Source organism: Pseudomonas sp. G2-4 (genome assembly GCF_030064125.1).
Taxonomy (GTDB): domain Bacteria; phylum Pseudomonadota; class Gammaproteobacteria; order Pseudomonadales; family Pseudomonadaceae; genus Aquipseudomonas.
The window spans coordinates 6112404-6132021 of record NZ_CP125957.1; the positions used below are offsets into that span (position 1 = coordinate 6112404).

The window sequence follows — 19618 nt, forward strand, 5'->3', positions numbered from 1 at the left end:
TGTTTTGCCCGCGCCCGCCGCGAGCCGCCTCGAGGAGACTGTATATGGGCCTGAATAACCAGTGGATGCAACGCGACCTCGCGGTGCTGTGGCATCCCTGCACCCAGATGAAAGACCATGAACAGCTGCCGCTGATCCCCATCAAGCGCGGTGAAGGCGTGTGGCTGGAAGACTTCGAAGGCAAGCGCTACCTCGACGCCGTCAGTTCCTGGTGGGTCAACGTGTTCGGCCACGCCAACCCGCGCATCAACCAGCGAATCAAGGACCAGGTCGATCAGCTGGAACATGTGATCCTCGCTGGATTCAGTCATCAGCCAGTGATCGAACTGTCCGAGCGCCTGGTGAAGATGACGCCCGAGGGTCTGACCCGGTGCTTCTACGCCGATAACGGCTCGTCCTGCATCGAAGTGGCGATGAAGATGAGCTTTCACTATTGGATCAATCGCGGCCGGCCGGATAAAAAGCGCTTTGTCACCCTGACCAACAGTTACCACGGCGAAACCATCGCGGCGATGTCCGTGGGCGATGTGCCGCTGTTCACCGAAACCTACAAGGCACTGTTGCTGGATACGATCAAGGTACCGAGCCCCGACTGCTACCACCGTCCCGAAGGCATGGGCTGGGAGGAACACTCGCGCACGATGTTCGCTGCCATGGAGCTGACCCTCGCCGAACACCACGACACGGTGGCCGCAGTGATCGTCGAGCCGCTGATCCAGGGCGCCGGCGGCATGCGCATGTATCACCCGGTGTACCTGAGACTGCTGCGCGAGGCCTGCGACCGCTACGGCGTGCACTTGATCCACGACGAAATTGCCGTCGGCTTCGGTCGCACCGGGACCATGTTCGCCTGTGAGCAGGCCGGTATCACGCCGGACTTCCTCTGTCTGTCCAAGGCCCTGACGGGCGGCTACCTGCCGCTGGCGGCGTGCGTGACCACCGACGATGTCTACAGCGCCTTCTACGACGACTATCCAACCCTGCGCGCCTTCCTGCATTCCCACAGCTACACGGGCAATCCACTGGCCTGCGCGGCGGCCCTGGCGACGCTGGATATCTTCGAAGAAGACAACGTCATCGAAAACAACAAGGCCCTGGCTCAGCGCATGGCCAGCGCCACCGCACACTTGGCTGATCACCCGAACGTGGCCGAAGTGCGTCAGACCGGCATGGTGCTGGCCATTGAGATGGTCAAGGACAAGGCCAGCAAGACCGCCTATCCGTGGCAGGAGCGTCGCGGCCTGACGGTGTTCCAACATGCCCTGGAGCGCGGCGCGTTGCTGCGTCCGTTGGGTAGCGTGGTGTATTTCCTGCCGCCGTATGTCATCACCCCGGAGCAGATCGACTTCCTGGCAGAAGTCGCCAGCGAAGGCATCGACATCGCGACGCGGGACAAGGTCAGCGTGGCGGTACCGAAGGATTTCCACCCTGGGTTCCGTGATCCGGGCTGACCACAAGTTTCTCTGTGGCGAGGGAGCTTGCTCCCGCTGGGCTGCGCAGCGGCCCCCAAAAGAGCGGGCGCTGCGCACCCGAGCGGGAGCAAGCTCCCTCGCCACAAAAACGCTCGATCAACCTGCAATGCCGATTATCAGATTCAGTAGAGAACGCACATGAGACTGTCCCGCTTCTTCATCGACGCCCCCCTGAGCCTCGGCGACCACGAACTGCCCGAAGCCCAAGCCCATTACATCGGTCGGGTGCTGCGCATGGCCGAGGGCGATGCGGTGCAGGTATTCGACGGCTCCGGCCAGGAGTTTCGCGGCACGTTGGCCGAGGTCGGCAAAAAGCGCGTGCGGGTGCAGCTGGACGAGCAGTTCGCCGGGCAGGTTGAATCGCCGTTACGCATTCACCTCGGCCAGGGCCTGTCCCGGGGCGAGCGCATGGATTGGGCGATCCAGAAAGCCACGGAACTGGGGGTCAGCGAGATCACGCCGATTTTCAGCGAACGCTGCGAGGTGCGCCTCAAGGACGAACGCGCCGATAAACGCCTGCTGCACTGGCGCCAGGTAGCGATCAGCGCTTGCGAGCAGTGCGGGCGCTCCACCGTGCCGATGATCCACCCGCCGCTGCTGTTGGCCGACTGGCTGAAGCAGACTGAGGCCGAACTGAAACTGGTACTGCACCCGGTGGCCGAGCCGCTGGTCAGCCACGTCAAGCCGCAGGCACTGGCATTCCTGATTGGCCCCGAGGGAGGGCTGTCGGACGCCGAAGTCGAACAGGCCAAGACCGCCGGCTACCACGCCGCCCGCCTCGGTCCCCGGGTGCTGCGCACCGAAACCGCCCCGGTGGTGGCGCTGGCGGTGGCACAGCAGTTGTGGGGGGATTTCTAGTTTCCTGCGACCACTGAAGATCAATGTGGGAGCGAGCTTGCTCGCGATAGCGGTTTAACATTCAACATGGATGCCGACTGATCCACTGCAATCGCGAGCAGGCTCGCTCCCACAATGGATCAGCGGTGTTAACGAATCAGAGCACATAAAACAAAATCGCGACGAAGTGCAGCAGGCTGCCGGCGATCACAAACAGGTGCCAGATCCCATGGGCGTGGCGCAGACGGTTGTCGAGGGCGAAAAAGATGATGCCCACGGTGTACAACACACCGCCCGAGGCCAGCCAGGCAAATCCGGTGCTGCCAAGGGCCGCCATCAACGGCTTGACCGCCACCAGCACGATCCAGCCCATCACGGCGTAGATCACAATCGACAGGATCCGCGCTTCGGAACGAGGCTTGATCTCCTGCAAGATGCCGATCAGCGCCAGCCCCCAGACGATCCCGAACAAGGTCCAACCCCACGGCCCCCGCAGGGTCACCAGGCAGAACGGCGTATAACTGCCGGCGATCAGCAGGTAGATCGAAAAGTGATCGACCTTCTGCATGATGGCTTTTTTGCGCCCGCGCACGCTGTGGTACACCGTTGAAGCACTGTAGAGCGCCAGCAAGGTAAAACCGTAGATGGCCACGCTGACGATCTTCCACGGATCGCCGGCCATCCCGGCAATCACCAGCAGCCATACCGCCCCGATAAAAGCCGCGACCGCCCCGACCAGGTGCGTCCAGGCATTGAGTCGTTCCCCGTGATACATCCAATCCCCCCGCATACTCCAAAACAGACGCCAAGGCTCAGGCTTGGCGCTGCAAAGTGCAATGGTTTGCTTCAAGCCTGCCAACACTCAAGAGTGGTGAGGTCTCTGTGGCGAGGGAGCTTGCTCCCGCTGGGTGGCGCAGCCGCCCCCAGAATTTTGTGAGCGCTGCGCACTCAAGCGGGAGCAAGCTCCCTCGCCACAGGTAGTGTTCCTCCACTGGATATTCATCGCAGCTAAATTCCCTCGCTACAAAGACCGATTGGGGCACAATCGGGCGATACAAATAAGAGCCCACCCCATGCTGATCGACGAAGAATTGACCCTGAAAAAACTCGAGGTGTTCCTGGCCTTCATGCGTACCGGCAACCTGGCGCGGGCAGCGGCCGACTTGCAGACCAGCAACGTCAGCGTGCACCGGGCCATTCACTCGCTGGAGAGCGCCTTGCGTTGTCCGCTGTTCAAGCATGAAGGCCGCAACCTCACGCCGCTGGAAAGCGCCTATGTGCTGGAGGAGCGGGCGCAGAAGCTGATCCAGGACGTGCTCGAAAGTGTGCGCCTGACCCGTGAAGCCGCCGGGTTCTCCGCCGAGCGCTTCAAGCTCGGCTCGCTGTATTCGTTGACGGTCAAGACCGTGCCACAGCTGATCATGGGCCTGAAAATCCGCCGCAGCGAACTCAATATCGACCTGATCCTGGGCTCGAACATCGACCTGCTGTACAAGCTCAAGAACATGGAGGTGGACGCGATCCTGATCGCCCTGGACGACAGCGTGAACGACCCGGACTGCGAGCATATCGAGCTGTTTTCCGACGATATCTTTCTCGCCACACCGGCCGACTCCCCCTTTGCCCAGCGCAGCGAAGTGGACCTGGCCGAGGTGCGCAACGAAACCTTCATCACCCTCACCCAAGGCTTCGCCACCCACCAGGACGGTAACCGGGTGTTCAAGCAGGCGGGGTTCGAGCCGAAGGTGGCGATGCAGGTCAACGACATCTTTACCCTGCTGAGCATGGTCAGCTCCGGGGTGGGCTATGCATTGTTGCCGGGCAGGATTGCGGCCGTGTATGAAAACCGGGTGAAACTGATCCCGTTGCAGGAAAAGTACCGGTTGCAGCAGCACATCGGCGTGGTGTTCCTCAAGGCAAAGGAGCGTGATCCGAATCTGCTGGCGCTGTTGGCGGAGTGCCGGATGTATGCCAATCGGCAGGCTTGAGACCGAGTCGCCCCCTTCGCGAGCAGGCTCGCTCCCACATTGATTTGTGTCGTCCCCAACATCTGAGTACGACACAAGACCTGTGTGGGAGCGAGCTTGCTCGCGATGAGGCCAGTCCTGTCAGCAAAAGACTAAGCCCTACCCCATCAACCCCCGCATGATCAGATACAACAACGAAGGCCCGAGCAAACACCCCAGCGCCGTATAAAACGCCGCCGTCAGGCAGCCGTACGGCACCAGCTTCGGATCGGTGGCCGCCAGGCCACCGGCGACGCCGCTGGAGGTGCCCATCAAGCCACCGAAAATCACTGCGCTGCGGGGATTATTGAGGCCGATCAGCGGTGCCACGAAAGGCGTTGCCACCATCACCAGGATCGCCTTGATCAACCCCGCGGCAATGGACAACGCCATCACCTCCGAACTGGCGCCAATCGCCGCGCCAGTGACCGGCCCGACGATGTAGGTCACTGCCCCGGCACCGATGGTGGTCAGGCTCACTGCATCGGTGTAACCGAAGGCCATCGCCACCCCGACGCCAGCAATGAACGACGTACCTACCCCAACAAACAGTGCCAACACCCCGACGAATCCGGCGCGTTTGAGTTCCTCGACACTCACGCCAAACGCCGTGGCGACAATGGCAAAGTCCCGCAGCATGGCGCCACCGAGCAAACCAATCCCGGACAGCAATGGAATGTCCACCACACCCTTCTGCCCACCGGTCATCGCACCGCCGATGTACGACAGCACCAGCCCCAGCAGGATCGCGATGGCCGAGCCGTGCAGGCGACCTTTGGTGAAGGTGTCGCTGATCCAGTACGACACCCACATGGTGATGCCGACAATCGCAAAACCACTGATCAGGCCGTAGCCGGTGATCACTTTCATCATTGATTCGTACATGGCGATCACCCCACCGTCTTCGCGGAGACATTTTCGTCGGGCGTCTTGTTACCAATGCGTACCAGCACCGGCACCAACGCGAAGGCAATCACCACCGCCAGGGTGCCGGCCAGGATCGCCATCGGCCCGCCCTTGAGCGCACCGTAGACGTTTTGCTGTGCGGCCATGGCCACCACGATAGGAATGTAGATCGCACTCCAGAATTCCACACCGGCCTCGGACTTGCCCTTGAACAGGCCACGCTTGCCCAGGTAACTGCCCAAGCCGATCAACAGCAGCATCGCAATGCCGACGCCACCGACGTTGGCCGGCACGCCGATCAATTTGCCCAGCAGCTCGCCAATGAAAATACCCGCCAGGGTACAAAAGGCCAGAAACGCCACACCGTAAATAATCATTGTTGTAGTCCTCAAAGTGCATCGTCGAAGTTGTTGTTTTTGTGCTTCGCCAGCTTGAGTCGGTGTCTAGGGTTGGCGGCTTCCCTCCTCACGCAGTAGCGCCTGCAAAGTGTCGAGCCGGGCACCGTCGACAGCCATGACCGTGCCCTGCTCGAATACCCGGCGCGCCAGCCCGGTGAGTACCGCTCCGGGTGGCAGTTCGATCTGTAGCCGCACGCCACGCTCGTACGCGCTTTGCACCGTGCCGCGCCAATCGACGACGCGGCACATGTTGAACGCCAGGTCGTCGCGCAAGGCCTCGATATTCGTCACGGGCCGGGCGCGGCTGCCGCTGAGATAACCCAACCGCGGGGTTTTCATCGACACGTCGGTAAAGGCTTGCGCCAATGCCCGGGCCGGTGTCTCCAGCAACGGGCAATGGGACGGCACGCTGACCGCCAGCCGACAGGCCTTCCCGGCACCCAGGCTTCGCGCTTGTTTGGCAACATTGTTCATTGCCTCATCACTGCCCGCGATGACCACCTGATTATCTGCGTTGATGTTGGCCAGGTAGACCGGTGTCCTGTCGCTGTGCACCCGCGCCAGCAAAGCCTCCACTGCCGCGAGGTCCAGGCCGATGATCGCAGTCATGCCGTAGCCTTGCGGATACGCCTGTTGCATCAACTCGCCCCGCAGGCTAACGAGTCGCAACGCATCGTCAAACCCCAGCGCACCAGCCACCACCGCCGCTGGATACGCCCCGATGGACAGTCCCGCCACGTAGTCCGGTGCTGGTGCCTCTTCCAGCAAGCGACGGGACGCCGCCACGCCAGCGATCAACAGGCACAGCTGCACGGCGCGGGTCGATTGCAGCGCGTCGGCGCTGTCCAGTTGCAGCGCGTCCTCACCGAGTACGTCACTCGCCTCCTTCAGGATCTGCGCCGCCAGGCCATGGAGCATGCCTGCCCGTTGCGCACCCTGGCCGGGAAACACCAGGAGGCTGCTCACGCGACCTGCTCCAGCGACGGCCGCCAGGGATCGATCACCAGCCGCGCCTGAACGTCATCCTTGAGCAAGACTCGGCACGACGATCCGGCCCATTCTCGCAGGGCGACGGCACCGCGAGGCGTTTGCAACTGCATGTCCACGGTGCATACCGAGTCGTCCAGTTGCGCCAGCAAATCCCTGGCCCGAGAACGCTCCAACGGTTGCGGCGTGCGCAGGATCAGGTCCAGGTCACTGTGCTCATGCAGCGCCTCGATGCCACTGGCGAGTTCGAACCCGGCACTGCCGCTCACACCCCAGGTCCAGCCGCCGGCGTCGAGCAGCGGCCGCAACTGCGCCAGCGCCTGCAGCGCTGGCAGGTCGCGGCTGAGCTCGACCTGGCACAGGTCCTCCGGCCGCACCCGACGCTGGATGGCGACCACCGGCATCGACGTGGCGTAGCGTTGCTCCCGCGACGCACCTCGCACACCCACCGCGACGTGCCCCACAGCGGTCATCGCCCTTCGCACCACCACCGGTTGCCCGAGGCTCAGGGCTTCAACAGCCCAGCCCGGCGCTTCCACAGGTAACCGCTGCGGGGTCATCCCCCAGAGCAGATCGTGGGCCATGAGGTGATTCACCACTGCGCGCTCAGCAACTGGCGAACCGTGCTGGAGGCCGCCCGATGGGGCGCGCCCAGACGACTGCTCAAGTCTCGAGGCGCAGCCGCAGCGGCATTGATCGCCTGTTTCAGGCAATCGGTGACCCGCGCCAGATCAGCCGCCGTCGGTTGTTCGATCTGCTCGACGGACAAGGTTTCCCATAGCAAACCGAGGCTGGCAAAGCTGTCGATGTCATAGGCCATCGGCGGCACGCTGGCAGCCAGGGCTTCAAGCTCTTCGACGCTGCGCAGGGTCACCCGCGCCGCTGAGGCCTTGCCCATGGCGTGGACCATCACCCCAGGATCGCGCAGCGCAATCAGCCGGTTGGCCTGGTAGCCGTGGGCCAGGAACGCCCCGGACATCGCCTTGCCCACCAACAAGCCAATCACCGGATGCCCGGCCAGCCGCGCACGGGCATAGCTGTCCGCCGCTCCGGCCAACGCCTGATGAATGCCGAGGGCTTCTTCGCGCCGGCCATAGGCTTGGCTCGGCACATCGACAATGGCGATCAGCGCTCGCTTGTGGGGCGCATCACGGTCGGCATCGATGACAGCATCCACGGCTTTGGCCAGGCCCCAGCCTTCCAGCAAACCGACTTCGCCATTGCGAGCACGGGGAAAGCGACTGTCGGGATCCGCCACTACCGCCAGCAGGCGCACGTTTTGCTCGCCCAGCGTGACATCGGCGACTTTCAACGAAGCCGGCAATCCTTCCAACGGTTTGGCGCCGCCACTCAAGGCCTCGAACCAGCGCAAGCCTCTCAATGAATACGAGCTCATGGGCGTTCTCCCTGATACAGCTGGCGAACCGCTGCCGGTTCGATTTGCACGTCAGTGTCCAACCGCGCCAAGCGTTGCAGGAACAGCTCGGCCTGGCCGCTGCGGTGTTCGGCGGGAACGCCCAGGTGCAGCAATTGGCTGACCTGTTGGCGGATCCGCGCCACATCATCGGCGACGTAACGGTCCACCAGCCCGGTGGCGAAACGTTGTTCGCCGCCAGTCAGGCTCCAGATGAACGGCCGGTCGCGGGAGTCGTATTCGTCGATCCCGGCCTCCTGCTCGATCACTTGCGGGCCGTTCAGGCCCAGCCGGGCTTCCTGGGTCACCAACAGATAACTGCACAGCCCGGCGGCGATGGACATGCCGCCAAAGCAGCCAACGCTACCGGCCACCACACCGACCACCGGCTGGTATTGGCGCAGGTCGACAATCGCCGAATGAATCTCGGCAATCGCCGCCAGCCCAAGGTTGGCTTCCTGCAAACGCACGCCGCCGGTTTCCAGCAGCAACACGGCACGGGTGGGGATGCCTTTGCGGTTGTCCTCGGCGGCCAGCTCCAGCGCACCAGCAATCTTCGCCCCGCCGACTTCTCCGAGACTGCCGCCCTGGAACGCGCCTTCGATGGCAGCGATCACCACCGGCAGGCCATCGACGCTGCCCTTGGCGATCACCACGCCGTCGTCGCTTTGCGGCACCACACCCTGGCGCAGCAGCCAGGGCGACATGATTCGATGGAAGGGATCGAGCAGCTCGCGGAACGTACCGTCATCGAGCAAGGCTTTCGCCCGTTCCCGGGCACCGAGTTCGACGAAGCTGTGCTTGTTGAGCAACGCTGCACTGTCAGTCATGGCCGATCTCCTCGAAGCCTTGTTCCAGGCGCAAACGCACCACGCCGGGAGTGGCACCGAAGTCGTGGATGTCGATCGCCAGGGCCGGCGGCGTCTGGCCGTCGAACATCCGCGCAAACAGATGCTCCCAACGTTGTTGGCTACCATTGACCGAGGTCTGCACCTGGATGGTCAGCTTGCCCGCCAACCCGGGTTCGATCAGCACTTCCAGGTCGCCCGAGCCGACGCAGCCCACCAGCGCCCGGCCCCGTGGCGGCTGCCCGGCGGGGAATTCAAAGGATAAGGTTTCCATCAGCACGCTCCAGGGAAGAGGCCATCGCCGCGTTCTATGCGGTCGAGAAACAGGCAGGCGGCGAGCAGGTCGGCGGCGCCGCCGGGCGAGGCGTTCAAGGCAATCAGTTGTTGGTCCAGCGCGTGCAACTGGCGACGTCCGCCCAGGCTGGCACTGCCGCCGGCATCGAGCACCGCTTTGGCGCCCTGTTGCATGGCCTGCAAACCCGGTTCGCCAGCGCGGTAGAGCACGCAGGTGTCGGCCAGGGTGGTCATGATCGCCAGCAAGGCATCGAGCCGAGCGTTCTGCTCCCCCACCCCCGCCACGCGACTGCGCTTGAGCTGCGGCAGGCCAAGGCCGGTCACCGCCGGGAACGCCAATTGCGCCTCTTCCCGGGCACCGCGTACGCCGTAGCGTTGGGTCACCTGGGCGCCATGGCTCAAGGGTTTCGGCGCGTAGCGGTCGTTGAGCAAGGCCAGGCGAGCGGCCCTCAGGGTGACTGAGCCTGGAGCACTGGACTCAGGTTCCAGCGCCGCTGCAGCCACGAGCAAGCCCAAGGCCCAGATCGCGCCACGATGAGTGTTCACGCCGCCCGTGGTGATGAGCATCGCCGCTTCACCCTCACGGCCAATCCGTCCGAGGGCTTCGCGCAATGGCAGGCCAATTTCGCCGCAGTCGAGGGCGACTTCGGCCATTTCCTTGAACGCGGGCCACAACGACAGCGCCGAGGCATGCATCAGGCCCAGGTGCAAATCGGTATGGGCGCCGCTGCCGCGTCGGTCTACCAGGGCAGGTTTTGGCGACAGGTCGGCTTCGTCGATCAGCGCGTCCACCGCCATATCGGCCAAGCGCTCGGCCAAAGAGAGTTTTTCAGGTTGCAGGTTGAAAGCGTGCATTTACCAACTCCTGAACTTGGCGGGCGGGTTGTAGAGGCCCCCGGACCACTCCACCAGATCGGCCACGCTCTTGGCCGCCAGCAGCTCGCGGGTAGCGTCGGTCCGGCGGATGCCGAGGTCTTCGGGCAAGGCGATCAACCCTTCGCGACGCATGCGGGCGGTGTCTTTCGGGTTGTGGCGCAAGCCGATGGCAGTGACCCCGGCCACGGCCGCGATCATCGCCTGGCGCTCTTCCAGGGAACGGGCCTTGTACAGGTAGGCGATGCCTTCCTCGGTGAGCAAATGGGTGACGTCGTCGCCGTAGATCATGATCGGCGCCAGGGGCATGCCGGCTTTTTTCGCCACCTCCACCGCATCGAGGGTGTCGACGAAGGTCGGTTTGCCGCCCTCCTGGAACGTCTCGACCATCTGCACCACCAGTTTCTTGCCGCGCTCGAGCAGCGGTGCCTCGCCGTCGCCGTGGCGCATGTCGAGCCAGGCCGGCGTGCCGTGACGGCGACCACGCGGATCGTGGCCCATGTTCGGCGCACCGCCGAAACCGGCCAGTCGGCCACGGGTCACCGTAGAGGAATGGCCGTCGCCGTCCACTTGCAGGGTGGCGCCGATGAACAGGTCCACCGCGTACTGTCCGGCCAATTGGCAAACCATGCGGTTGGAACGCAACGAGCCATCGCGTCCGGTGAAAAACACGTCAGGACGGGCAGCAATGTAGTTTTCCATGCCCAACTCAGTGCCAAAACAATGCACGCTTTCAACCCAGCCGCTTTCAATGGCCGGGATCAAGGTCGGGTGAGGATTGAGGGTCCAGTTACGGCAGATCTTGCCCTTCAAACCGAGGGATTCGCCGTAGGTCGGCAGGATCAGTTCGATGGCCGCGGTGTTGAAACCGATGCCGTGGTTGAGGGACTGGACGTTGTGTTTTTCGTAGATCCCACGGATCGCCATCATCGCCATCAGCACGTGCACCGGCTTGATGTGGCGCGGGTCGCGGGTGAACAGCGGTTCGATGTAGAACGGCTTGTCGGCCACCACCACGAAATCGACCCAGGACGCCGGGATGTCGACTCGCGGCAGGTCGCTGACGTCGTCCACCAACTGGTTGACCTGGACAATGACAATCCCGTCGCTGAACGCCGCCGGCTCGATCAGCGCCGGCGTGTCTTCGGTGCTGGGGCCGGTGTAGATGTTGCCGGCACGGTCGGCCATGAAACCGGCCGAGAGCACCACGTTGGGAATCAGGTCCACCACCAGTCGGGCGTAGAGCTCGATGTAGGTGTGGATCGCGCCGATTTCCAGCAGGCCATCTTCCAGCAATTGGCTGATGCGCAGGCTCTGGGTGCCGGCGAAGGAAAAATCCAGCTTGCGGGCGATGCCGCGTTCGAACAGGTCCAGGTGCTCGGACCGGCCGACACTGGGCATGATCATGTGCAAATCGTGCAACTTCGAAGGATCGACTTTCGCCAGCGAGCGCGACAGAAAGTCCGCCTGCTTCTGGTTATTGCCCTCCAGCACCACGCGGTCGCCGGGCAGGATCAACGCTTCCAGCGCCGCGACGATCTTGTCGGTGGGCAACACCACACCGTCGGCAAGCCCCTTCACCAGCTCGAGACGCCGCTGCTTTTCGCTGCGCCGCCGCGTCCAGCGCGAGTCGGGGGATATTGTTGTTGTCATGACCACTCCACGGGTTCGCTGTCGTGGGGGCTACCTTAGGAGTGTCGTGGCAGATGCATCAATCAAGCTCAACGGCGAATCGTTACGGTTGGAGTAATGGTGGGAAGGATCACACCGCCCTGTGGCGAGGGAGCTTGCTCCCGCTGGGCTGCGAAGCGGCCCCAAAAAAAGCGGCCGCTACGCGCCCGAGCGGGAGCAAGCTCCCCACAAGAATTGCGTTTGGCTTTGGATCTTGTGGCGGCCACCAGGAATCAACTCATACTCATCAATTGCCGGACCCGTTCGAGCAGCTCTACCGCACTCTCAATCAGTTGGGTAAGAAGTGCGTCATCTTCATCCATATAGCCCTCGTACTCGGCAAGGTTGCGCCGCTCATGGCATAGGGCGAATAGCCGGACCTGCACTTTGGTGACATCCGCCGTATGAACCAGACACTGAAAGACCAGATAACGCTTGTCCGAACGATAACCGCTCAAACGTAGCGCCGTAAGGGCGGCGGCATGGGCGGCGTTGTACGCCAGGTCGAATCGACTGGCAAACGAAAGAGACACTGTTTGCGCATCTGTCAGGCGGTCCATTGCAGAACGCATCAACCCTTCGCATTCCTGGCGATCCGGCGGTTCTGCTTTGAGGCTGCCGCTACGTAACAGGTTCTCCAAGCTTTCCTGCTTGCCCATCCTTGGACTCCAAAGGGTCTTCACCCAGCAAGTTGATCTTGTCCTGCCGCGCTACCCGCACCACGAAGCTGTTGCCCGCCGCAAATTTTGCGGCCCAGTCCTGGGGCGTGTAGAGCGTAGGGTTAAGAGGACGGCCCAGTTGCTCCTCCAGAGGCATAAGCCGCTCCATCACTTCACTGTAATGCAGGCCTTCGCCGATCAGCATGAGATCTATGTCACTGGATGCGTTCGCCTGGCCTTTGGCGATGGAGCCGTAGACGAATGCCCAGCTCAACTGCTTGGAAAACGGCTCCAAGGCTTGGCGCAAGGGCTCGGCTATACCCATGGTTTTCTGAACGATGCCCAACAGTTCCGCGTAGATCGGGCAGTGCACATTGGCCTGGTAATGGGTTTGATTGCCCTGACGAGTCATCATCAGAATCCCTGAGTTTTGCAAACGCTCCAGCTCCCGCATGAGACTGCCCTTGCCGACTTGAGCCCAGCGAGCAATTTCATTGGCATAGAAACTTTGATCCGGTTTACCGAACAACAGGCCCAGGACCCGTTGTTGGGTGGCCGTAAACAAGGCATCGCTTAGAGAGAGGTGATTCATGGAGAAGGCTACAAGTCCCAAAAAGGGAACGATAGGTCCCTTTTTGGGACTTATCAAGCTCAGCACTATGCGCTACTTGTTCTGAATGGTGGGTTCGACGCCAATAAAAGAGAGACAGCCTGACTTCTGGCAGCAAACTCCTGTGGCGAGGGTATCGGTGGACCGATCTATCAGGTGGATGACTACTTTATGGGGTAGCGGACTCAGGCTCTCACCAATCCCGCAGCCACCACCAACTCCTCCAACGCCAACAAATCCGGCACTTTCGCCACATGTTCCCCCACTTGCACCGCCGCCTGTTCCAACCCGCAGAGCGGCACGTCGACGTAGCTCAATTGAGTGTCGAGCTTGTAGGAACGTGGGATGCCTTGCACCAGCAGGGCAATGAACCTCAGCTCCGGCCGTCCGCCCAGGGCGTTGAGGATGACGATGCGCACTCGTTCGCCGATCACGGTTTTCTGGCCGCAGGCCGATTCGAAGCTCAGCAGCGGGATCTGCCGTTCGCGCCAGCTCACCCAGCCGAGAAACCATGGCGGGGTGTCCATATCGAAGGCGCTGCTCTGGTAGTCGATCAGTTCGGCCACGGCCACGTTGGGCAGAATCAGGTGCCGGTCAGCCAGGGGTAGCAGCAACCCGGTGAGGTGGTGGGTGCGGTGTTCATGCATGGGTCTTGCTCCAGCGGGCGATGCTGTCGAGCAGCACCGATTCCTGGTACGGCTTGCCCAGGTAGTCGTTGACGCCGATGGCCATGGCGCGGTCGCGGTGTTTCTGGCCGGTGCGGGAGGTGATCATGATGATCGGCAGGTGCGCCAGGCGCGGGTCGTTGCGCACTTGCGTGGCCACTTCGAAGCCGTCCATGCGCGGCATTTCGATGTCCAGCAGCATCAGGTCCGGGGCGTGTTCGGCCAGCAGCGCCATGGCATCCACGCCGTCCTTGGCGGTGAGGACGTGCATGCCATGGCGCTCCAGCAGACGGCTGGTGACTTTGCGCACCGTCACCGAATCGTCCACCACCAGCACCAGCAACGGTCGTTGGTGTTCGCCCTCGCCTTCAGTCGTCGGGCGGCGCGGCGCGTGGCTGGGCATGGCGCGAATCGGCGCCAGCAGGTCAAGGATCAGCACCACCCGGCCGTCCCCCAGGATGGTCGCCCCGGACAGGCCCTGCACCGCCGAGAATTGCGGGCCGAGGCTCTTGACCACGATCTCCCGAGTCCCGGCGGTGGCGTCCACCTGCACCGCGACATGCCGCTCGTTGCATTGCATCAGCAGCACCGGCAAGGGTTGGCTCTGGCCCAGCAGTTTCGGGCGGGCGCCGGTTTTCAGCAGTTCGCCCAGGTAGCACAGCTCATATCGCTGCCCGGCGTAGGTATAGGTCGGCGGATCGCTCTGGTAATAACCGTCCAGCTCGGCAGGCAACACCCGGACGATGCTTTCGATGGTGTTCAGCGGAATCGCGTACTGGTCTTCATGACACTGCACCATCAGTGCCCGGTTGACCGCCACGGTAAACGGCAGGCGGATGCGGAAATGCACGCCCTGCCCCGGCGTGGAGTCGATCACCATGCTGCCGCCCAGTTGCCGTACTTCTTCATGAACCACGTCCATGCCGACGCCGCGCCCGGAGATCTGGGTGATTTTTTCGGCGGTGGAGAACCCCGGCTGCAAGATGAACTGCAGCACGTCGCGGTCATTCATGTCGCTGTCCGGTGCCAGCAAGCCCCGCTTGATCGCCTTGCGCCGCACCGCGTCCAGCGGTACCCCGGCACCGTCGTCGCGGATGTCGAAAATGATGTCGCCACCTTCCCGGGCCAGGTCGAGGCTGATGCGTCCGCGGGCCGGTTTGCCAGCGGCGATGCGCACGTCGGCTGGTTCCAAGCCGTGGTCGACGGCGTTGCGCAGCATGTGTTCCAGCGGCGCGGCCATGCGCTCGAGCACGTTGCGGTCCATCTCGCCTTCGGCATTGTCGACCACGAATTCCACGTCCTTGCCCAGCTCCTGCGCCACTTGCCGGACGATGCGCTTGAGGCGCGGCAACATGCGCTCGAACGGCACCATGCGTGTACGCATCAGGCCTTCCTGGAGTTCGGTGTTGATGCGCCCCTGCTGTTGCAGCAGATTCTCTGCATCGTGGTTGCTGCGGTCGAGGGTTTCCTTGAGGTCGAGCAGGTCCGAGGCGGATTCGAACAGGGCCCGGGACAACTGCTGCAACTGCGAATGGCGGTCCATTTCCAGCGGGTCGAACTCTTCGTACCCCAGACGCTCGGCCTCCACCTGCTGACGGCTGAGAATCCGCCCCTGGGTTTCGGTATCCAGACGGCGCAACTGGTCACGCATCCGTTCGATGGTGGTTTCCATCTCGCCCAACGCCACTCGTGCATCGTTGACCTGCTGTTCGATGCGTCCACGGAAAATCGACGTTTCCCCGGCCAGGTTCACCAGATCGTCGAGCAATTCGGCGGAGACCTTGACCATGTCCGCACCATCACTGGGTGCGGCTGGCTCGGTTCTGACGGGCGCGGGCGTCGGGGCCGCAGGCGGGGCAGGCGCCGGTTCCGGGGCAGCGACGGCTTGGGGTGCCTCGCGCGCCTGCGGATGGTTCACAGCCTGGATCTGCGCGATCAGCCGATCTGCCAGCGGACACGGTTGCCCAGCGCGCACCGCGTCGAGCATTTGGGCGATTCGGTCATGGCTGCTCTGCAACAGACTGAACAGCGCCGGGGTCGGCTGAAGCAGGCCCGCGGACAGGCCTTCGTAGAGGTTTTCCAGCTCATGGGCCAAATCGCCGATGGGCACGATTTCCACCATCCGCGCGCCGCCCTTGAGGGTGTGCAAATCCCGCAACAGGGTTTCCACGGCCTGGCGGTTCGACGGCTCTTCCTGCCACCGCAGTAGTGCCGCGCCAGAGCTGTCGAGAATGTCGAAGCCTTCTTCGAGGAAGATTTCCAGCAGTTCGGGGTCATGCCCGGCCGCATCGCCCTGGGTCGGCCCGCTCGCCTCCAGTGTGTTCGGTTTGTCCTGACGAAACCGGCGAATGGCGTCGATCAGTGCAACGGGGTCGCCCAATGGCTGGCGCTGCTGCAACTGCCCGAGCAACAGGTCGAGGCGTTCGTGGCTGCTGTTGAGCAGTTGCGCCAGCTCCTCGCTGTAGCTGTAGCGGCGGTCCACCAGCCCTTCATAAAGATTTTCCAGCTCCTGGGCCAGATCGCTCACCGGCCGCACGCCCGCCATCTTCGCGCCGCCCTTGAGGGTGTGCAGGTCACGTTGCAACGAGGACAGCGGCGCAGCATTTTCCGGATCAGCCAGCCAGCGTTGCAACGCCTGGGCGGCGCTCTCGAGGATGTCTTGGGCTTCTTCGAGAAAGATCGAGGCGATGTCGTCGTCCACCGAGGTCTCGGTGGGGACGCTGCGTTCGAGCTCAGCCGTGGCATTACCCAGTTCGCGGATGCTCAAGGTACGGCTGCCGTCGCTGCGGATCAGGCCGGTGGCCGCTGGGTCGAGACTGGTCTCGAGCAGGCTGCGCAGGGCCTGTACCCGTTCGGGTTGCGCATGCACATGTTGCCCGGCGGCCAGCTCGTCGAGCATGTCGATCAGGGCCTCATGGGCGCGCTGCGCTTCCTTGAAAAACGTGTCGCTGACCGCCAGGCTGCTTTCTTCCACCGCGCCATAAAGATCAAGCAGGGCTTCGCAGAGTTCGTCCACCGGGTGCAAGTCGGCCAAGTGTGCGCCTTCGCCGAGGGTGGTCAGCTCATCCAGCAGCGCACTCAGTTCCTGGCCTTCGCCCGGGTGCTGCTGCCAACGCTGCAACAGGCTTTCGGCGTCCAGCAGGATGTCCATGCCCTGGGCGAGGAAGTTGTTGATCAATTGTGGGTCGCGCTTGGCCCGCAACCCTTTGTTGGGTGCGCTGAGGGTCGCTTGCAGACGCTCCGCCAACAGGGCCTGGGCACGTTGGATCAGCGCCTCGGCGCCGGGGATCGGCGCCAGCGGCTCGCTGTGCAACTGGCGCAGGCCCAGGCGGAGCAGGCCTCCGGCCTCCAGCAGCAGTTCGACCTCATCCAGGTCGAGAGCGATCAGGTGCGCCTTGTATTCCCGGGCCAGTTCGTCCAACGCACCGGCCAACTCGGCGATCGGCAGCACACCGGCCATGGATGCGCTGCCCTTGAGGGTGTGCAAGGCCCGCTGCAGTTCGTCGCTGGCCTGTAACGGCAGGTGATCGGCGGCCTGGTCGAGAAAGCGATTGAGGCTGGAAAGGTGGCCCTGGGCTTCGTTGTCGAAGATCTTCAGCAACAGCGGATCGAGGGCCGCGACATCCTGTACGTCTTCGTCTTCTTCATCGCCGCCCCTGGCGAGCCCGTGGGCGCGGGCGGCCAGACGGTCGACGTCGTCACGCTGGCGCTGGCGCTGGGCAGCAAATTCAGCCACCAGGTCGGGGAGCAATTGCACCGTCTCGTCTATCAACTGCCGGACCGACGCATCGGGCTCGACGCTGCGTTCCAGCACCCGGTTGAGCAGGTTTTCCACGGCCCAGGCCAGCTCACCCAGCACCAACGCCCGGACCATCCGGCCGCTGCCCTTGAGGGTATGGAAGGCCCGACGCAGTTCACTCAGAGCGCCCTGGTCGTCAGGGTGAGTCGTCCAGCGCGGCAGGTACTCGCGCAGGACATCCAGCACTTCGCCGGTTTCTTCGAGGAAGACCTCGCGCAACTCATCATCCACCGGATGCTCATCCACCGGTGGCGGCAGCAGGCTGCCCGGGATGTTCCTGGCGGGTGGGTTGACCGCCGAGACCGGACTGGCCAGCACTTGGGCCAGGGACTGCACGGTCTGTGGGTCATCCAGCTCCTGCAAGTCCTGCATAAGCTGGGCTTCGTTGGGGCTCAGCACATCGTCAAGCAAGGGCACCCGAGCTTCGTCGGGGAAATAACCGAGCGCGGCCAGGCTCCGCTCCACCACGTCCAGCAAGGGTTCGCCGGGGGTTTCCGGGTCTTCGCTCAAACGCTCCAGGTAGTACTCGAGGCCGGTGATCACGTCAGCCAGGTGGTCGAGCTCTTCCCAGCCTGGCTGGGCGTGCTCCAGCAACAGATGTTCACGGATGAAACCATTGCAGGCCTCCACCAGACTGGCGGCACGGCCCAGGGGGATCATCGCCAGCGCGCCACGGACCTGGGTCAGCAGCGCCGGTAAGGTTTGCAACTGCTCGCTGTTCCAGTCGGCGTCGATGTAGTCGACGATCATGTCTTTGGCCTGTTGCAGGCAGGTGTGCGCCTCTTTGATGACGATCTGGTGGATCTGGGTCAGGTCCGTGGTAGGCAGGTGGGTGTCTTCGCGGCTCTCGGGCTCGACGGTGCCGACCATGCCGGCCAGGGTCGCCTCGACGTAGAGCAAGGCCCCGGCGACGTCCATGAGGGTCGCGTCATCCGGCTCGCGCTGCCCCTGGGCGAGGCTCAGCACCACCGCCAGTTGATCGATGATGACCTTGCGCGGCTGGCCGAAACCGAGCACCGCCAGGGTGTCGGCGATCTGCCGCAGGGGCGCCAGCAGGCTGTCCAGCTCCGAAGCGTGCTGACGGTCACTGCGCACGAACAGGTCGAGGCGTTCCTTGACCCGCACCAGCTCTTCGCAGAGCGCGGCGAGCACCGAGCGCATGGCATCGCGGTCGGGCCCGGCCAGGCGCGCCCGCTCCTCGTCGACCATGGCGCTGTCAGGCAGCGCGTCGTCCAGTGAGTAGCGTTCTTTCATGATCTGCATCTGCCCGCTGGGATGTTCGGCCTTGGCAATATAGAACAACAAGCTCTTGAGCAGGTGTGGCGGTGCCGGTTGATTGATGCCGGGCATGCCTTGGTCCAACAGGCGCTTGAGTTCCTTGTCCGCTTCTTTAAACAGGCTGCGCAACGCCGGACTGTTGGCGATGCGGCCGTCGCGCATGCCCTCGACCAGCGCCGAAGACACCTGCCACAGGGCATTGAGCGGTGCACCGGCGCACAGGCCCTCCAGACGAAGGAAGACTTTGGCCAGGTAACCGAGGTGAGTGGTGTCATCCTGCTCGCGCAGCAAGCCCACCAGTGCCACTTGCAGGGTCTGGCGCAATTTGCGCAGGGTGCTTGGCAGGTCCGCCGGTTCGAGGCGTTTCAAGACTTCGCCGCTGAGCGGCGCGATATCCGGCAGCTCGGGACTGAACAGGCTGGTTTCCGACAACAGGCTCTCGCCTCGGGCGCTGCGCAGGTCGTTGATCAGCGGCAGCACCACCAGCGGCAGGTCACGACGGGCGCTTTGTATGCGGTCCAGGTAGATCGGCAACTGTCCCAGGGCTTGACTCAACAGGCTGATGGCTTCGTCGCGATGAACGATGCGGTTGTCCTGCACGGCGGCGCACAGTTGCTCCATTTCCTCGGCCAGCAACGCCGCGCCGTAGAACTCGACCATCTGCAGGCTGCCATGGACCTGGTGAATGCAGGCCAGGCATTGCCCGAGGGCATCCGACGCCTGCGGATCGTCCACCAGGCGGTTGAGGGCCAAGTGGGCCTGCTTCAGCGTTTCGGCAATCTCGCCCTTGACCCACTCCAGGGCCACATAGTCGTGCCGATCACCCATAACCACTCCAAATCAAAGTCGTATGCCAAGGGTAAAAATCAAACCCTGTGGCGAGGGAGCTTGCTCCCGCTTG

17 protein-coding genes are annotated in these 19618 nt (G+C 63.2%); 3 read left to right on the forward strand and 14 right to left on the reverse strand.

Annotated features, from left to right (window positions below; all coding sequences use genetic code 11):
• The first annotated feature begins 44 nt into the window (after positions 1-44).
• Together QNH97_RS26850 and QNH97_RS26855 are read left to right on the forward strand one after the other, a co-directional pair.
• Complete coding sequence (locus QNH97_RS26850) at positions 45-1451, forward strand: adenosylmethionine--8-amino-7-oxononanoate transaminase (protein ID WP_283554641.1); 1407 nt, start codon at positions 45-47, stop codon at positions 1449-1451.
• A gap of 159 nt (positions 1452-1610) precedes the next feature.
• The gene (locus QNH97_RS26855) at positions 1611-2330 is read left to right on the forward strand and encodes a 16S rRNA (uracil(1498)-N(3))-methyltransferase (RefSeq protein WP_283554642.1); all 720 of its coding nucleotides are present in this window, start codon (positions 1611-1613) and stop codon (positions 2328-2330) included.
• 136 nt (positions 2331-2466) lie between these two features.
• Here QNH97_RS26855 and trhA read toward each other — a convergent pair whose 3' ends face one another.
• Positions 2467-3084, reverse strand: a complete 618-nt coding sequence (trhA, locus tag QNH97_RS26860; RefSeq protein ID WP_283554643.1) for a PAQR family membrane homeostasis protein TrhA — start codon at positions 3082-3084, stop codon at positions 2467-2469.
• A 298-nt stretch (positions 3085-3382) separates the two neighbouring features.
• Between trhA and QNH97_RS26865 the strand changes: the two genes are divergently transcribed.
• Positions 3383-4297, forward strand: a complete 915-nt coding sequence (locus QNH97_RS26865) for a LysR family transcriptional regulator (RefSeq protein WP_283554644.1) — start codon at positions 3383-3385, stop codon at positions 4295-4297.
• A gap of 138 nt (positions 4298-4435) precedes the next feature.
• On the opposite strand, the gene madM is transcribed toward QNH97_RS26865, so the two are convergent.
• The 13 genes from madM to QNH97_RS26930 form a co-directional block, all read right to left on the reverse strand.
• Positions 4436-5200 (reverse strand): malonate transporter subunit MadM, encoded by a 765-nt coding sequence (gene madM / locus QNH97_RS26870; protein WP_283554645.1) that lies wholly within the window; start codon positions 5198-5200, stop codon positions 4436-4438.
• A gap of 5 nt (positions 5201-5205) precedes the next feature.
• Positions 5206-5598 carry a malonate transporter subunit MadL gene (madL, locus tag QNH97_RS26875; RefSeq protein WP_283554646.1) on the reverse strand — a complete coding sequence of 131 codons (393 nt, stop codon included), beginning with the start codon at positions 5596-5598 and terminating at the stop codon, positions 5206-5208.
• Between the two features lie 66 nt (positions 5599-5664).
• On the reverse strand, positions 5665-6585 hold the full coding sequence (mdcH, locus tag QNH97_RS26880; RefSeq protein WP_283554647.1) for a malonate decarboxylase subunit epsilon: 921 nt from the start codon (positions 6583-6585) through the stop codon (positions 5665-5667).
• Positions 6582-7205: a malonate decarboxylase holo-ACP synthase gene (locus QNH97_RS26885; RefSeq protein WP_283554648.1), complete on the reverse strand. Its 624-nt coding sequence runs from the start codon at positions 7203-7205 to the stop codon at positions 6582-6584. The genes mdcH and QNH97_RS26885 overlap by 4 nt, the downstream gene beginning before the upstream one ends.
• Positions 7199-8002, reverse strand: coding sequence for a biotin-independent malonate decarboxylase subunit gamma (gene mdcE / locus QNH97_RS26890; RefSeq protein WP_283554649.1), 804 nt, complete (start codon positions 8000-8002; stop codon positions 7199-7201). Before mdcE ends, QNH97_RS26885 begins: the two co-directional genes overlap by 7 nt.
• Positions 7999-8850: a biotin-independent malonate decarboxylase subunit beta gene (locus QNH97_RS26895; protein ID WP_283554650.1), complete on the reverse strand. Its 852-nt coding sequence runs from the start codon at positions 8848-8850 to the stop codon at positions 7999-8001. The genes mdcE and QNH97_RS26895 overlap by 4 nt, the downstream gene beginning before the upstream one ends.
• The gene (locus QNH97_RS26900) at positions 8843-9142 is read right to left on the reverse strand and encodes a malonate decarboxylase subunit delta (protein ID WP_003177514.1); all 300 of its coding nucleotides are present in this window, start codon (positions 9140-9142) and stop codon (positions 8843-8845) included. Before QNH97_RS26900 ends, QNH97_RS26895 begins: the two co-directional genes overlap by 8 nt.
• On the reverse strand, positions 9142-10017 hold the full coding sequence (locus tag QNH97_RS26905) for a triphosphoribosyl-dephospho-CoA synthase (RefSeq protein WP_283554651.1): 876 nt from the start codon (positions 10015-10017) through the stop codon (positions 9142-9144). The genes QNH97_RS26900 and QNH97_RS26905 overlap by 1 nt, the downstream gene beginning before the upstream one ends.
• A complete protein-coding gene (mdcA, locus tag QNH97_RS26910; RefSeq protein ID WP_283554652.1) occupies positions 10018-11688 on the reverse strand; it encodes a malonate decarboxylase subunit alpha in 1671 nt (556 codons plus the stop codon).
• 251 nt (positions 11689-11939) lie between these two features.
• Positions 11940-12365 (reverse strand): hypothetical protein, encoded by a 426-nt coding sequence (locus QNH97_RS26915; RefSeq protein ID WP_123343674.1) that lies wholly within the window; start codon positions 12363-12365, stop codon positions 11940-11942.
• Complete coding sequence (locus QNH97_RS26920) at positions 12328-12957, reverse strand: nucleotidyltransferase domain-containing protein (protein ID WP_283554653.1); 630 nt, start codon at positions 12955-12957, stop codon at positions 12328-12330. Before QNH97_RS26920 ends, QNH97_RS26915 begins: the two co-directional genes overlap by 38 nt.
• A gap of 203 nt (positions 12958-13160) precedes the next feature.
• Positions 13161-13622, reverse strand: a complete 462-nt coding sequence (locus QNH97_RS26925; RefSeq protein WP_283554654.1) for a chemotaxis protein CheW — start codon at positions 13620-13622, stop codon at positions 13161-13163.
• Positions 13615-19545, reverse strand: coding sequence for an Hpt domain-containing protein (locus QNH97_RS26930; RefSeq protein ID WP_283554655.1), 5931 nt, complete (start codon positions 19543-19545; stop codon positions 13615-13617). Before QNH97_RS26930 ends, QNH97_RS26925 begins: the two co-directional genes overlap by 8 nt.
• Positions 19546-19618: the final 73 nt, after the last annotated feature.